This window comes from Pseudodesulfovibrio halophilus DSM 5663 (assembly GCF_059568665.1).
The window spans coordinates 80,705-94,270 of record NZ_JCANTV010000016.1; the positions used below are offsets into that span (position 1 = coordinate 80,705).

Genomic DNA, 13,566 nt, shown 5'->3' on the forward strand with positions numbered 1-13,566 from the left:
CCCCAAAAGGAGAACGGATGTCGGCAACGAGCATCAACATACTTATCGGCGGTGAGGCCGGGCAGGGGCTGGTCACGGTGGGCCAGCTCATGGCCAAGGCCCTCGTGCGGGGCGGGTACCATGTGCTGGTGAATCAGGACTACATGTCCCGGGTTCGCGGAGGGCACAACTTCTTCGCCATCAGAACGGGGCCGGAGCCCATCCACTGCGCCACCGAGGATGTGGATATTCTCGTGGCCATGAACGAGGAGACCATCGAACGGCACCGCTGGCAGCTCACCGAACGGAGCATCGTCGTGGCGGGAGAGTCCATGGACACTTCCGACCTGTCGAACGTGCTCAAGGTGCCTTTCAAGGAGCTGGCCTCCAAGCCGCTGTTCCACAACGTGGTCGCGCTCGGGGTGCTCGGTTCCGCCATCTGCTCCGACATCTCCATACTGGAAAACCTGCTCAGTCAGACTTTCGGCAAAAAGGGGCAGGAGATCGTTGATGCCAACCTCGAGGTGCTTCGCAAGTCGTACGATTGGGTGAAGGGGCAGGAGTACGATTTTGCCTGCATTCCGCCCGCCGCTGACGACGGTGTGGAGCGGGTGATGATGAACGGTAACGAGGCCATCGCCATGGGCGCCCTCGCCGCCGGAGCCAACTTCCTTTCATTTTATCCCATGACGCCTTCGACGTCGGTGGCGCTTACGCTCATCGCCAAAGGCGCGCCGCTTGGGCTCAGGGCCGAGCAGATGGAGGACGAGATCGCCGCCGTGAACATGGCGCTAGGTGCCTCCTGGGCTGGCGCAAGACCGGTGGTTACGACCTCGGGCGGCGGATTCGCGCTCATGGTGGAGGGGATCAGCCTTGCCGGAATCACCGAGACGCCGCTGGTGATGATTCTCGTGCAGCGGCCCGGTCCGGCGACGGGCTTGCCCACCCGCACCGAACAGGGTGACCTCAATCTGGCGCTCTATGCCGGACACGGAGAGTTCCCGAGGGCGATCTTCGCTCCCGGCAGTGCCGACGATTGCTTTGAGCTGACGCATCGAGCCTTTGACCTTACCGAGCGGTATCAGACGCCCATTTTCGTGCTTTCGGATCAGTATCTTGCCGACGCGTACACGGCCGTTGAGCCGTTCGACCTTGACGGGCTGCCCGAGGTGGCCGGTCCGGTCCTTGAACCTGAAAACGCCAAGGAATACAAGCGTTATGCCCTCGGGGAATCCTGTGTATCCCCCCGCGCCGTGCCCGGTTTTTCCGAAGCGCTCGTCAAGGTGGATTCCGACGAGCACGACGAGTACGGCCACATCGTGGAGGATGCGGAGAACCGCGTGGCCCAGAACAGCAAGCGGCTCTGCAAGGGCTGCGAACTCTGGGAGGAGACCATCCCGCCGTCCTACTATGGCGAGGATGAGCCCGACATGCTCTTCGTATGCTGGGGCAGCACCCTCGGGCCGTGCCTTGAGGCCATGGAAGCGTTCGACGGCAAGGCGGCCGTGCTGCATTTCCGACAGGTGTTCCCGCTCAAGGAGGACCAATTCATGCCGTACCTTGAAAAGGCAGGCAGCGTGGTCAGCGTGGAAGGCAATGCGACCGGCCAGTTCGCCAGGTTGCTGAGGCAGGAGACCGGCTTCGAGATTTCAAGCTTCATCCTGCGGTTTGACGGTAGGCCAATTACCTCCCGGTACATTCTGGCCGGACTCGAAAGCATCCGATAGGCACGGAGGACGATTATGACGACAGCAGACGATTACGGAAAATTCGAAACCGCCTGGTGCCCGGGATGCGGCAATGCCGGAATACTCAAGAGCCTCAAGAAGGCGCTTGCTGAGATGGATATCCCTCCGCACCGGCTCGGCATGGTTTCCGGCATCGGGCAGGCAGCCAAGACGCCTCAGTATATGAACTGCAATATGTTCAACGGACTGCACGGAAGATCGCTCCCGGCCGGGCAGGGCGCCAAGCTCGCCAACCCGGAGCTGACGGTTATCGTGGAATCCGGTGACGGGTGCAGTTACGGCGAAGGCGGAAACCATTTTCTGGCGGCCGTGCGCCGCAACGTGGATATCACGCTTCTGGCGCATGACAACCAGATTTACGGGCTCACCAAGGGACAGGCGAGCCCCACCACCGCACATGGCCAAAAGACCAAGGCCCAGCCATTCGGTGCGCCGAGCGACCCCTTCAACCCTGTGATGGTCGCCACGGCCATGCAGGCGGGATTTGTCGCGCGCGCCTTTTCTGGCGACATGGAGCACCTCACGGAGATGATCAAGCTGGCGGTCCGGCATAAGGGATTCTCCATGGTGGACATTCTGCAACCCTGCGTTTCCTTCAACAAGGTCAATACCTTCAAGTGGTACAAGGAGCGTTGCTATCGCCTCGAGGATCACGACCCCACCGACTGGTCTGCAGCCATGCAGAAGGCTTCGGAGTTCGGCGACAGCATTCCCATCGGGGTGATATGGAAGAGTGAGAAGCCCGTTTTCGGCGAAGGCAATCCGGCAATGGACGAAGAACCTCTCGCCAAGAGAAAATACGACAAGGCTGATCTCGAAAAGATCATCCAGTCGTTCGCATGATCACGCAGGGGCTGCGGCCCCTGTTTTTTTGGAGGATAATCATGAGAAATGTCGCATTGTTCGCTTTCAACGGCGAGCTCATGTGTTTCGTCCATGTCCTGCTCAACGGTTTGGACATGAAGGAAAAGGGCTGGAACCCCGGAATCGTTTTCGAGGGGGCGTCGGTGCAGTTGGTGGAACAGCTTTCGGCGACCGGCAATCCTTTTCATGAGTTGTACGGGAGAGCCAAGTCGGAAGGGATCATCCTCGGCGCATGCAAGGCGTGTTCGGCAAAGCTCGGAGCCCTTGAGGCCGTGGAGGCCGAAGGTCTGCCGCTTCTGGATGACATGAAAGGGCACCCGTCCATACAGGCATACATGGAGAAGGGGTTCGAAATCATCACCTTCTAGCGTGGCGATCTTACGTGCAAACAATGAGGCGGCCTTGGGGGCCGCCTTTTTAATGGTCTGAAATACATCATTATTTAAGGTAGGCTGAGAAGGGCCCCTTGATTTCTTCAAGTGTTTCTTCAATGACCATCGGGACTGTCTTGGCGAAGAAATCCAGAAGAATGACGGCATTGACACTGGAGTCCGAACGGGAGGCCTGCCGAAGTCTGCGCGCGAGGGATATGTTCACCATCTCCATATCTCTGTAGATGCGGGACAGGCCGCTCATGTCCTCATCATAGCTCAGGCCGTTCTGCTGGCGAAAATACTGTGCGAGCATGTACATGGAGGTGGAGCGGTAGATGGTCTCCTCTTCGGTGGAGAAGGGCAGATGGAATTTCGCCATTGGCCGGAACCATGTGGTGTGCGGACATCCGCAGGTGGGGATGACGAGGCCGAGGAGGGAACTGAGGCCGCGTTGAACTGTCGTGTCCGCTGAAATGGTTCGCTCCGCCGTGGTGACGACCACCTCGGCATGGTCATGGGAAACCACGTCGTGAAAACGCTCGATGATGTCGATGATTCGCAGAGCCAGCGGGCAGTATTTCTCATCCAGATTGCACTTTGGACATTTTTCGGAGCGCATGGATGCCCAATCCGGTGGGTCAGCCGGAATCGGCCCGATGTATTCCACCGTATGAGGGTCGAACTTCAGGTCGAAATGCTCCGCTCGCATGGAGTCCAGTTTGAAGGAATACTGAATTCGCATACTCTTACTGTATCCCGGATGATGAGATGAAACAAGCCGACACGTTTTCGCGGATGTTGATTATAATAAAAAAGCCCCGGTCCTGCCGGGGCTTTCGTGGTTGCTAGCGGGTGAGCTTGCGGAACTTGATGCGATGAGGGCGTGTTGCCTCGTCCCCGAGGCGTTTTTTGCGATCTGCCTCGTATTCCGTGTAGTTGCCTTCGAAGAACTCCACTTTGGAGTCGCCTTCGAACGCCATGATGTGCGTGGCGATGCGGTCGAGGAACCAGCGGTCGTGGCTGATGACCAACACGCAGCCGGCGAAGTTCTCGATGCCTTCTTCAAGGGCGCGCATGGTGTTGACGTCAAGGTCGTTGGTCGGTTCGTCAAGCATGATCACGTTGGCGCCTGACTTGAGCATGGTGGCCAGGTGCAGGCGATTCCGCTCGCCGCCGGAGAGGACGCCGACTTTCTTCTGCTGATCGCCGCCGAGGAAGTTGAAGCGTCCGCAGTAGGCGCGGGCGTTCACTTCACGGCCACCGAGCAGGATGGTGTCGCGGCCGTCACTGAGGGTCTCGTACACCGTCTTCTCGGGATCGAGCGAGGCGCGGTCCTGATCGACAAATGCCAGATCAACGGTATCGCCCACGGTCAGGGTGCCGGAGTCGGGCTGTTCCTGTCCGGCGATCATCTTGAAGAGGGTGGACTTACCTGCGCCGTTGGGACCTATGATGCCCACGATGGCGTTGGGAGGAATGATGAAGTTCATGTCCTCCACCAAAAGACGGTCACCCATGGCCTTGGAGACGCTGTCCGCCTCGACGACCTTCTTGCCCAGGCGGTTTCCCGGCGGGATGTAGATCTCCAGCTCCTTGCCCCTGTCCACGGATTCGTGGGAGAGCATGGATTCGTAGGCGTTCAGGCGTGCCTTGGACTTCTTCTGGCGACCCTTGGGCGACATGCGCGCCCATTCCAGTTCGCGCTGGAGGGTCCGACGCCGTTCGGACTCCTTCTTTTCTTCCAGCTCGAGGCGTTTTTCCTTCTGCTCGAGCCAGGAGGAGTAGTTGCCTTTCCAGGGAATGCCCCGGCCGCGGTCGAGTTCAAGAATCCAGCCTGCCACGTTGTCGAGGAAGTAGCGGTCGTGAGTGACGGCGATGACTGTGCCGGGGAAGGTGCTGAGATATTTTTCCAGCCAGCCCACAGACTCGGCGTCGAGGTGGTTGGTCGGTTCGTCGAGCAGCAGGATGTCTGGGTTCTGCAACAGCAGGCGCACGAGAGCCACTCGGCGTTTCTCACCGCCGGAGATGTTCGGAACCGGGGTTTCGCCGGGCGGGCAGCGCAGGGCGTCCATGGCCATTTCGAGCTTGGAGTCGATGTCCCATGCTCCCTTGCTGTCCATGAGTTCCTGCACTTCGGATTGGCGCTGGATCAGCGCGTCCATTTCGTCGGCTTCCATGGGCTCGGCGAATTTGGCGTTGATCTCGTTGAATTCGTTGACCAGATCAAGCACTTCCTTGGCGGCTTCCTCGACGACTTCACGCACGGTGCGGGTCTCGTTCTGAAGCGGTTCCTGCTCAAGATAGCCAAGGGTGTAGCCCGGAGATACGTGGGTCTCCCCTTCGAAATCCTGATCCTCGCCCGCAAGGATGCGCAGCAGGGAACTCTTACCGGAGCCGTTCAGGCCCAGCACGCCGATCTTGGCGCCGTAGAAGTAGGACAGGGAGATGTCCTTGAGCACTTCCTTGGTGTTGTGCCGCTTGGACACCTTGTACATGGAATAGATGATCTTTTCCGAATCGCTCATTATCAGAGTACCTCTCGGTTGGTTTTCTTCGTCGGGTTGCCGACTGTTTTGCAGACCGGGAGCGTTTTGTCCAGCCAAACCGGGACGCGTCTGCCGGGTATAAAAAAGGAGGACGCCCACTGGGCGTCCTCCGTGAGGTTTTTCCAGCGGCGGTTAGTCCAGCTTTTTCCGGGCGGTGCCTTCGGTGTAGAAGGGCAGGGAACCGCGCTTGGCCTGGAGCTCCGCCCGTGCAGTCTTGACCACGTACTCGTCATGCCCTGCTTCTTCGGCCTTGACATAGGCGAGCGCGATGCAGTGCCCCAGACTCGGGGCGAAAGAGCCGCTCGTCACGACGCCGACCTCTTCGCCGGAAGGCAGGCAGACCTTGTCGTGGTGACGCGGCGTGCGGCGTCCGTCGATGGTCAGCGGGATCAGTTTTTCCCGGACCTTGCCGAGGCCGGATTTTCCGATGTAGTCGGATTCCTTCTTCAGGAAAAAACCGGCGCCGGATTCTTCGGGCGTGTGTTCGGTGTCGAGATCCTGACCGTAAAGCGGCAGCCCCACCTCGAGGCGCAGCGTGTCGCGCGCGCCAAGACCGACGGGCATGACCCGCTCGTCTGAGATGAGCTTTTTCCAGAGCTTTTCGGCCTTGTCTGCGGGAAGGTAGAGTTCGTAACCGAGCTCGCCGGTGTAGCCGGTGCGGCTGACGATCATGGGATCATCGTCCCACTCGATCTGTTCGAAGTTGAAATATTTGAGATGGCTCCAGCTGTCGCCGAGAGCGCCCTCGAGGACCTCGAGGCTCTGCGGGCCCTGCACGTCTATCTTGGCCATGGTGTCGGAAATGTCGCACAGGTCCAGTCCTTCCGGCAGGTGGGACGCGATCCATTCGTAGTCGCCGGCTCTGCAGGCGCCGTTGACCACCAGCATGTATACGTCTTCGGCCTGGCAGTAGACGATGAGGTCGTCGAGAATGCCGCCATTCTCGTTGAGCATGAACCCGTACCGGCACTTGCCCGGAGCAAGGGTGTTCAGGTCATGGGTGACGATCTTGTTGAGGGCGTCCTTGGCCCCGTCGCCGGAAAGGCGGAATTCGCCCATGTGGCTGATGTCGAAAATACCGCATTTTTCGCGGGTGTGCTTATGCTCGGCCATGATTCCCTTGTACTGCACAGGCATGTCGAACCCGGCGAAAGGAGCCATTTTCGCACCGTTCTCGCGGTGCCAGCCGGAGAGCGGAGTAAACAAGAGTTCTTCCACGATATCCTCCTTGAAGGGTGGGGCTTAGTAGTATCCGAAAGGCGGAACCTCGGGCGCGGAGGTCCTGGATTTCCGGATGGACCGGAATTCATCTATGAGCGCCACGAGACGTCCATAATACTTCTTGATTCTAAGGCCGTACTCGGAAAGATCGTCGTCCTTTTTCTCGATGTAATTGCGCCGCAGGTAGCCGTTGTTGATCATGTCGTCGCCGATGACAAGGACCTTGGCTACGAGGTTGTCGAAATAATTTACGATCTCGTACTTCAATTCGTTCAGAATCTCGGTGGAGAGCTCAAGCATCTCCAGATAGTTGATCGTCCGGCCCATGTGTTTTCTGTTGCGTATGTCTTCCAGGCGGCGCACCTTGCGAGCCTGTTGAATCTGGCTGTATTTGGCCCAGACATCCTGATAGAGCGCATTGAGCTCATTGAATATTTCGTAGTTGTCGGGAGCCAGCAGGTAGCCGTCCAGAACACGGACCACCTTGGAGTAGAACTCGTCCGAATAGTCGACGATGCGATGCAGGTGCTTTGAAAGCCATGAGTAGAGAAACTTGAGCCTCTTCTCGTGCGTGTCACTATCCTTGACCAGCTCGCGTCGGTAGGTGGTGCTACCCCTGTATTCGCCGCGGACGATGTCGTTGAGGCGCAGGATCATGTTCTGAGCGTCCTGAATGATGTTCAGGTGACTCAGCACCCGACCGGTGATCGGGTGTATAACTTCCTGACGCAGTACCGAGAGCGCCCTGTCCTCGCGGACGTTCTTGGGGCTGTAGCGGTGCTGTTGGTATACCACCCGGAGGATGACCACCCGGCGCTTCGCGTCGACAAAAAAGCCCTGATCCTTCAGAAGCGCTATGGTTTCCTTCTGGTTGGAGTTCACCTGCACCAACGCGATCTTGTCCACCATCGGAAAGGTCTGGCGCTTTCCGGACTGGTCCATCGCGGAGGAGAGCGTGGTGATGGTGCGGTCGCTCTGGCCGAGGACGCGCACGAAGAAGTGTTCGCCGAGACGGTGCAGCCGTCGCGCAAAGAGCGATGCCGAGGTTCTCCGTTCCGAGACGATGGGGAAGCCGTGCAGCTCCATGAGGAACTGGTAGACGAACAGCCTGTTGCATTCGTACATCAGGTTGTCCCCGGGCTTGAATTTCCCGATATTCAAGCCGAACTGCTTGAGCTCGCTGTCCAGGTTGGAAGGCAGGGACGCGTATATCCCGGAAAGGGAGTAATATCCGGCCGCATCGCGAGAAATGATGTGCGCGCGCTCAAGGTCCAGCAGGAAGGGAAGCATCCGGGCGTAGTGTTCCATGCCACAGATGTCGGTTCCTTCGAACTCTGAAAGGAAATCCTGATGGTTGCGCTTGGGAAGTCGGCTCTGGAACGTCCGCTGGTTGGCTGAGTATACGTTGTTCTCCAGCAGACAGGCCTTTTCTCCTTCATTGCTGTCCTGCCAGTCGAAGATTGAATGGAGCGCATCGTACTGAAAAAGCTCGCGGAAAGCGTCGAGGGGTCTGTCCAGAACAACGATGCTGAATCCGGGCAGCTCCTTGTATTCGTATAGATCCACCTCGAACGAAGGCAGCAGCTCTCTGGACTCCACGAGCGGGTAATCGGCGGTTTCGAAGTAGGGCTTGATCAGGCAGTATTTGATATGCAGCCAATCGAGCAATCGCCGCAACTGCCCGAGGTCTTCGATGATGCACGGTGCGTTGATCGCTTCATTCTCCGGGCCGTAGTACCCGGGCGCTTGGGAAAAAGCCTTCTGCCACATATCGGTTAGCCGGTTTAAGCGTTTTTCGTCAAAAAGAACGGTGGATTCTGGATAATTAAAAGATCATACCCTTATGACGCCAAAAAGACAATGGTTGCGCCGAAATGCGTGAAAATCGCACGAGCGGTCATGGCTCGAAGTGAGTTGACAAGCGGTGCAAACTCGGCATACTATGCCCTCGGAAATTCCAACTAACTGAAAACGCGGTAATAATTTCAGGTAGCACCATGAATAAGAAAGATCAGTGCCCTCGGGCGAAAATAAATGAACAGCATTGTAACTGCTCGTACACTTGTGACAAGCACGCTCTGTGCTGCGAATGTCTGCATTACCATCGGCAGCGCAGCGAACTGCCCGCCTGTTACTTCAGCACTGAAGAAGAACGGACCTACAATCGCAGTGTCGAGTTCTTCATCCAGCGTCGGACCGGCAGATAGATCACGGTTTGCAACGGTAAAACATATGAAGGGCGGCATCGGTCGCCCTTTTTTATTGGAGGAGGCATGAGCAATTACGCAGAGTGGCTCGCTGCTGCCAGGTCAATCGTCGAGCGCTCCGGGGACATTGTCCGCGGAAACAATCTCAAACCGCGAAGCATCCGGCACAAGGGGCGCATTGATCTTGTCACTGACACGGATGTCGCGGTGGAGGAGTTTCTCAAGGAGGAATTGCTCAAGGCGTTCCCTTCCTCTCGCTTTCTGGCGGAGGAAAGCTCCGGCGATGCCGGGCTTCAGGATATGACATGGGTCATCGATCCTGTGGACGGGACGACAAACTTCGCCCATGCTCTGCCGTTTGTGGCCACCTCGGTTGCCCTGTGGCATCAGGGGCGCCCGGTGCTGGGGGTCGTGAATCTGCCGCTCATGAATGAGTTGTTTGCCGCTTCCCTCGGCGGGGGAACTACGCTGAATGGAAAGCCTGTTTCCGTCTCTCAAACTGAAAAAATTGAAGAATCCCTGTTTGCCACCGGCTTTCCTTATGCAATCGGTGAGCACCTTGAAGGAATACTTGAACGTTTGCGCCGCCTTCTTCCGCTCGTGCGCGGTGTTCGCAGGCCCGGGGCTGCCGCGCTTGATTTGGCGTATGTGGCGTGTGGTCGGTATGATGCCTTTTATGAAGAGGCCCTCAATCCATGGGATACCGCTGCGGGGATGCTTCTGGTAACAGAAGCTGGCGGAGCCGTGAGTCGTGTCGATGGCGAAGCGTATGAGCCGGGCGATCCGGACATTCTGGCAACCAACGGCAGAATTCACGAGGCCGCGTCTGGCCTGCTGGTTCTCTAGAACGGGAAAGCAAGGCCGGACTCCCAGAGGGTGACCAGTCCGGGCGTGAGCAGTTCGCGAAAGTCCTTGATGAGGCAGGTGAGTTCTTCGGAGGTGAAGAAGTAGCCGTCTTCCACCTCGTCGCTGTTGGGAGCGGGCAGCTGCGCCACTTTCGGCGTGGTGTAGATGCTGACGAATTCATATCCGGTTTCCGGGCAAGAGGGGAACTGTCGGACGAGGTTGAGGCGATCCACCTCAAGTCTCAGTTCGCTCGCCAGCACGCGATGCGCGGCGTCGATGTTGGACTCGTGCGGCAGGGTATGGCCGCGTGCGGAGACGTCCCATCGCCCGGGATAGAAACGTTTTCTGGCGCTGCGTTTTTGCAGGAACAGCTTGTTCTGCTGGTCGTAGACGAGCACCTGAACCGAGCGGTGCGGCAGCAGTTGGCGATGCACTTCGTCACGGGACAGCAGCGCGATGGGGCGATTGGTATCGTCCATCACTTCCTGCAGTTCTTCCTGTGTGGCATTATTTTTTGATTTTTCGTGCATCTGTGAGGTCCGAGGGCTTTTGTCGCGCAGTGAAAACGTGTATACACAAGATCACGCCGTTTTTCCAGCATGGAATGGAGAGCGGTTTGCCGGAACAGTCATGAAGCATTTGACAATTTTCACAGCCGGAGCCGATGAGGTGGCCGGCATTCTCCGTGTCGAGCATGCCTGCTTTGAGTGCCGCTGGGCTCGGAGTCAGTATCTGTCGGGCCTCGAGCGCGGAACCCTCAGGCTCAAGGCGGCATCGGACAGCGCAGAGGTGACCGTTGGATACGTCGCCTATTCCTGTGTTGCCGGAGAGATGGAGATTCTCAATATCGCCGTCATGCCCGAACACAGACGAGGCGGTGCGGGTAGGCGTCTGTTGCAGGCCGCACTGGATGACGGCGCGGAGAACGGTGTACAAGAGTGTTTTCTGGACGTCCGCGCTTCGAACGTCCCGGCCATCAGTCTTTATGAGGAATTCGGTTTTGAAATGACCGGCAGGAGAAAGCGCTACTACCCCGACAACCGGGAAGACGCGCTTCTGTTCCGTCTGGATATGGGGGAGTGTCCCCGGGATAACGCTGGAGCATAATAATGCAATACATCGATCAAATGGACATCAAGGGAAAGAAGCTTCTTTTCCGAGTGGATTTCAACGTGCCTCTGGATGGCTCGACCATTACCGACGACAACCGAATCCGTGCGGTAGTGCCCACGCTTCGCTATGCCTTGGAGCAGGGCGCGGCGGTCATCGTCTGCGCGCACCTCGGCAAGCCCAAGGGGCAGGTCGTTTCGTCCCTGACGCTGGCACCGGTCGCCGGACGGCTCGGCGAATTGCTGGATACCGAGGTGACGCTGGCGCCCGATTGCGTCGGTCCCGAGGCGGAGTCCATGGCCGCCTCCCTTCAGCCGGGGCAGATCATGATGCTCGAGAACCTGCGCTTCCACAAGGAAGAGCAAGGCAAGACCGTGGAAGATCGTGGCGATTTCGGCAAACGGCTCGCTTCGCTGGCGGATATTTACGTCAATGACGCTTTTGGTGTGGCTCATCGCGCCAACGCCTCTGTGGTGGACGTCCCAGCCCACGCCGATGATTGCTGCATCGGCTTCCTCATGAAAAAGGAGTGGGAGTATCTCGGGACAGCGCTAGCCGACCCCAAGCGTCCGTTCGTGGCGGTTTCCGGGGGCGCGAAAGTTTCGTCCAAGCTGGGCATTCTGTACAATCTGCTCGGCAAGGTCGACCACATCATCATCGGCGGCGCCATGGCCAACACCTTCCTCGCCGCACAGGGACACGGCGTGGGCAACTCCCTCGTAGAAAACGACCTTTTCGACGAGGCGCTCAAAATCATGGAGACCGCGCGTCAGAAAGGGTCGCAGATTCATCTTCCCGCGGATTTTGTTTACGCTGCATCGCCCGACGCGGACAAAGCCGAAGGAACCTGCGGCTCGGACTGTATCCCGGAGGACATGATGGTTCTGGACATCGGCCCAAAGAGCGTCGACGCCTTCAAGAAGGTACTTGACGGAGCCGGAACCGTGGTCTGGAACGGTCCCATGGGTCTCTTCGAGACGCCAGCCTTTGCCGAAGGCTCCATGGAGCTTTGCCGTGCCATGGCGGACATGCCGGAAGCCGTCACCATCGTAGGCGGCGGGGATACGGACGCCGTGGTGCACAAGGCCGGACTGACCGAACGGTTCAGCTTCATCTCCACCGGCGGCGGCTCTTTCCTCGAATTTCTGGAAGGCAAGGAATTGCCTGCCTTTAAAGCTCTCAAGGAGTGTTTTGCCAAATGAAAAAACTGATGGCAGCCAACTGGAAGATGTACAAGGACAGGGCGGACGCCCTGTCCACGGCGCAGGAGCTTCGCAACCTCGTCTCCGAAAAGCTCCCCGAAGATCGCGAAGTGCTGGTGTTTCCGCCGTTCACCTCCATTGACCGCGTGGCAGAGGCCTTTTCTGGTGCTCAGGGTTTTTATGTGGGCGGACAGGATTACTACCTGCATGAAGAGGGGGCCTATACAGGCGAGATTTCCCCGTCCATGCTCAAGGATGCCGGAGCGGCCTGGGGATTGACCGGTCACTCGGAAAGGCGTCATGTGCTGGGCGAAGATGATGAGCTGGTGGGACAGAAGACTGCTTACGGGCTCCAACAGGGGCTGAGCGTGTGCCTGTGCATCGGTGAGACCATAGAGCAGCGTAAGGGTGGAAAGGTTCAGGACGTCATCGACCGTCAGCTTGAGGCGGGCGTGCGCGATGTCGATCAAAGTCTCGACCCCGCACGGCTCGCCGTTGCCTACGAGCCCGTCTGGGCCATTGGCACGGGAGAGGTGGCAGGCCCCGAGGAGATTGAGGAAGCCCATCGCCTGACCCGAAAAAAGCTTCTGGACCTCTTTGGCGATAAAGCCAATGAAATCAGAATATTGTACGGAGGAAGCGTCAAGCCAGCCAACGTGTCAGGGATTATTTCCCTTGACAATGTGGACGGAGTGTTGGTAGGAGGCGCGAGCTTAGCGAGTGACAGTTTCGCCGAGATTGTGCTCGGGTAGTCACATTTAAGCGAACACGTCGAAAATACAAGGGATCTGATTTTGGAAACCATCGTCATCACGATACATGTACTGGCCTGCGTCTTTTTGATCGCCATGATTCTCCTTCAGTCCGGCCAAGAGGGCATGGGAGTCATCTTCGGCGGCGGTAGCAGCACCATGTTCGGCAGCTCCGGAGCGGGCGGCCTTCTTGCGCGCATCACCGCAGGCCTTGCGGCAGTTTTTTTAATTACTTCCTTGACATACAACGTCCTCACTGGCAACAAGGTCGCCGACGAAGAGTCGATCATGCTGGACGGTGAAAACGTTACCGCTCCGGCTCCGGAGCAGCAGAAAGCTCCGGGCGTCAAGTTCCTTGATACCGAAAAGAATCCGGACGCCGAGAACGAATAGTTCAAGCGAATATACGCCGAGGTGGTGGAATTGGTAGACACGCTGTCTTGAGGGGGCAGTGGGAGAAATCCCGTGGGGGTTCGAGTCCCCCCTTCGGCACCACGAATTCAAAAGGGTCGCAACGTACGTTGCGACCCTTTTTCGTTTCTGTTCAATCTGACGGTTGTCTCGCTCTGGCCCGGGGATGATCGGCTCCGGTCATGGGGTGATTCAAGCTGCTTCACCATCTTTGAAGCGTTGCTTGAATCTTTTTGCTCTAGAAATGCTGTATTTCTGTGCTCCGGCATGAGCACGACACGATTGTGGCCAGGGGATTCAAGTATT

14 protein-coding genes and 1 tRNA gene are annotated in these 13,566 nt (G+C 57.9%); 9 read left to right on the plus strand and 6 right to left on the minus strand.

Annotation, left to right across the window (positions count from 1 at the left end; genetic code table 11):
- The first annotated feature begins 17 nt into the window (after nt 1-17).
- The 3 genes from BR24_RS15800 to BR24_RS15810 are packed head-to-tail and all read left to right on the plus strand — an operon-like array spanning nt 18 to nt 2,959.
- A complete protein-coding gene (locus tag BR24_RS15800) occupies nt 18-1,706 on the plus strand; it encodes a 2-oxoacid:acceptor oxidoreductase subunit alpha (RefSeq protein WP_496542439.1) in 1,689 nt (562 codons plus the stop codon).
- 15 nt (nt 1,707-1,721) lie between these two features.
- Nucleotides 1,722-2,570, plus strand: coding sequence for a thiamine pyrophosphate-dependent enzyme (locus tag BR24_RS15805; protein WP_496542440.1), 849 nt, complete (start codon nt 1,722-1,724; stop codon nt 2,568-2,570).
- Nucleotides 2,571-2,611: 41 nt separating this feature from the next.
- Nucleotides 2,612-2,959 (plus strand): cytoplasmic protein, encoded by a 348-nt coding sequence (locus BR24_RS15810; RefSeq protein ID WP_496542441.1) that lies wholly within the window; start codon nt 2,612-2,614, stop codon nt 2,957-2,959.
- 70 nt (nt 2,960-3,029) lie between these two features.
- Here the strand turns inward: BR24_RS15810 and BR24_RS15815 are convergent, their stop codons facing one another.
- The 5 genes from BR24_RS15815 to BR24_RS15835 form a co-directional block, all read right to left on the minus strand.
- Nucleotides 3,030-3,707, minus strand: coding sequence for a DUF6901 family protein (locus BR24_RS15815; protein ID WP_496542442.1), 678 nt, complete (start codon nt 3,705-3,707; stop codon nt 3,030-3,032).
- A gap of 103 nt (nt 3,708-3,810) precedes the next feature.
- Complete coding sequence (gene ettA / locus BR24_RS15820; protein WP_496542443.1) at nt 3,811-5,490, minus strand: energy-dependent translational throttle protein EttA; 1,680 nt, start codon at nt 5,488-5,490, stop codon at nt 3,811-3,813.
- A 153-nt stretch (nt 5,491-5,643) separates the two neighbouring features.
- Nucleotides 5,644-6,729: a glycine cleavage system aminomethyltransferase GcvT gene (gcvT, locus tag BR24_RS15825; RefSeq protein ID WP_496542444.1), complete on the minus strand. Its 1,086-nt coding sequence runs from the start codon at nt 6,727-6,729 to the stop codon at nt 5,644-5,646.
- A gap of 24 nt (nt 6,730-6,753) precedes the next feature.
- Nucleotides 6,754-8,502 carry a hypothetical protein gene (locus BR24_RS15830; RefSeq protein WP_496542445.1) on the minus strand — a complete coding sequence of 583 codons (1,749 nt, stop codon included), beginning with the start codon at nt 8,500-8,502 and terminating at the stop codon, nt 6,754-6,756.
- 215 nt (nt 8,503-8,717) lie between these two features.
- Complete coding sequence (locus tag BR24_RS15835) at nt 8,718-8,978, minus strand: hypothetical protein (protein WP_496542446.1); 261 nt, start codon at nt 8,976-8,978, stop codon at nt 8,718-8,720.
- 27 nt (nt 8,979-9,005) lie between these two features.
- Between BR24_RS15835 and BR24_RS15840 the strand changes: the two genes are divergently transcribed.
- A complete protein-coding gene (locus tag BR24_RS15840; RefSeq protein WP_496542447.1) occupies nt 9,006-9,785 on the plus strand; it encodes an inositol monophosphatase family protein in 780 nt (259 codons plus the stop codon).
- Here the strand turns inward: BR24_RS15840 and BR24_RS15845 are convergent.
- Nucleotides 9,782-10,264, minus strand: coding sequence for an NUDIX hydrolase (locus BR24_RS15845; RefSeq protein ID WP_496542448.1), 483 nt, complete (start codon nt 10,262-10,264; stop codon nt 9,782-9,784). The genes BR24_RS15840 and BR24_RS15845 overlap by 4 nt on opposite strands.
- A gap of 151 nt (nt 10,265-10,415) precedes the next feature.
- Here BR24_RS15845 and rimI point away from each other — a divergent pair, with 151 nt between their 5' ends.
- The 5 genes from rimI (at nt 10,416) to BR24_RS15870 (ending at nt 13,344) form a co-directional block, all read left to right on the plus strand.
- Nucleotides 10,416-10,892 (plus strand): ribosomal protein S18-alanine N-acetyltransferase, encoded by a 477-nt coding sequence (gene rimI / locus BR24_RS15850; protein WP_496542449.1) that lies wholly within the window; start codon nt 10,416-10,418, stop codon nt 10,890-10,892.
- Nucleotides 10,893-10,894: 2 nt separating this feature from the next.
- Nucleotides 10,895-12,097 carry a phosphoglycerate kinase gene (locus tag BR24_RS15855; protein WP_496542450.1) on the plus strand — a complete coding sequence of 401 codons (1,203 nt, stop codon included), beginning with the start codon at nt 10,895-10,897 and terminating at the stop codon, nt 12,095-12,097.
- The gene (gene tpiA, locus BR24_RS15860; RefSeq protein WP_496542451.1) at nt 12,094-12,849 is read left to right on the plus strand and encodes a triose-phosphate isomerase; all 756 of its coding nucleotides are present in this window, start codon (nt 12,094-12,096) and stop codon (nt 12,847-12,849) included. Before BR24_RS15855 ends, tpiA begins: the two co-directional genes overlap by 4 nt.
- Nucleotides 12,850-12,891: 42 nt before the next feature.
- Complete coding sequence (secG, locus tag BR24_RS15865) at nt 12,892-13,242, plus strand: preprotein translocase subunit SecG (protein WP_496542452.1); 351 nt, start codon at nt 12,892-12,894, stop codon at nt 13,240-13,242.
- Nucleotides 13,243-13,257: 15 nt separating this feature from the next.
- Nucleotides 13,258-13,344: transfer RNA gene (locus tag BR24_RS15870), tRNA-Leu, on the plus strand.
- Nucleotides 13,345-13,566: the final 222 nt, after the last annotated feature.

Coding starts and splice junctions, on each gene's coding strand:
- BR24_RS15830 (WP_496542445.1), bottom strand. CDS start 8,502: ATGTGGCAGAAGGCTTTTTCCCAAGCGCCCGGGTACTACGGCCCGGAG.
- BR24_RS15815 (WP_496542442.1), bottom strand. CDS start 3,707: ATGCGAATTCAGTATTCCTTCAAACTGGACTCCATGCGAGCGGAGCAT.
- rimI (WP_496542449.1), top strand. CDS start 10,416: ATGAAGCATTTGACAATTTTCACAGCCGGAGCCGATGAGGTGGCCGGC.
- tpiA (WP_496542451.1), top strand. CDS start 12,094: ATGAAAAAACTGATGGCAGCCAACTGGAAGATGTACAAGGACAGGGCG.
- BR24_RS15805 (WP_496542440.1), top strand. CDS start 1,722: ATGACGACAGCAGACGATTACGGAAAATTCGAAACCGCCTGGTGCCCG.
- BR24_RS15835 (WP_496542446.1), bottom strand. CDS start 8,978: ATGCCGCCCTTCATATGTTTTACCGTTGCAAACCGTGATCTATCTGCC.
- BR24_RS15855 (WP_496542450.1), top strand. CDS start 10,895: ATGCAATACATCGATCAAATGGACATCAAGGGAAAGAAGCTTCTTTTC.
- BR24_RS15845 (WP_496542448.1), bottom strand. CDS start 10,264: ATGGACGATACCAATCGCCCCATCGCGCTGCTGTCCCGTGACGAAGTG.
- ettA (WP_496542443.1), bottom strand. CDS start 5,490: ATGAGCGATTCGGAAAAGATCATCTATTCCATGTACAAGGTGTCCAAG.
- BR24_RS15800 (WP_496542439.1), top strand. CDS start 18: ATGTCGGCAACGAGCATCAACATACTTATCGGCGGTGAGGCCGGGCAG.
- BR24_RS15810 (WP_496542441.1), top strand. CDS start 2,612: ATGAGAAATGTCGCATTGTTCGCTTTCAACGGCGAGCTCATGTGTTTC.
- BR24_RS15840 (WP_496542447.1), top strand. CDS start 9,006: ATGAGCAATTACGCAGAGTGGCTCGCTGCTGCCAGGTCAATCGTCGAG.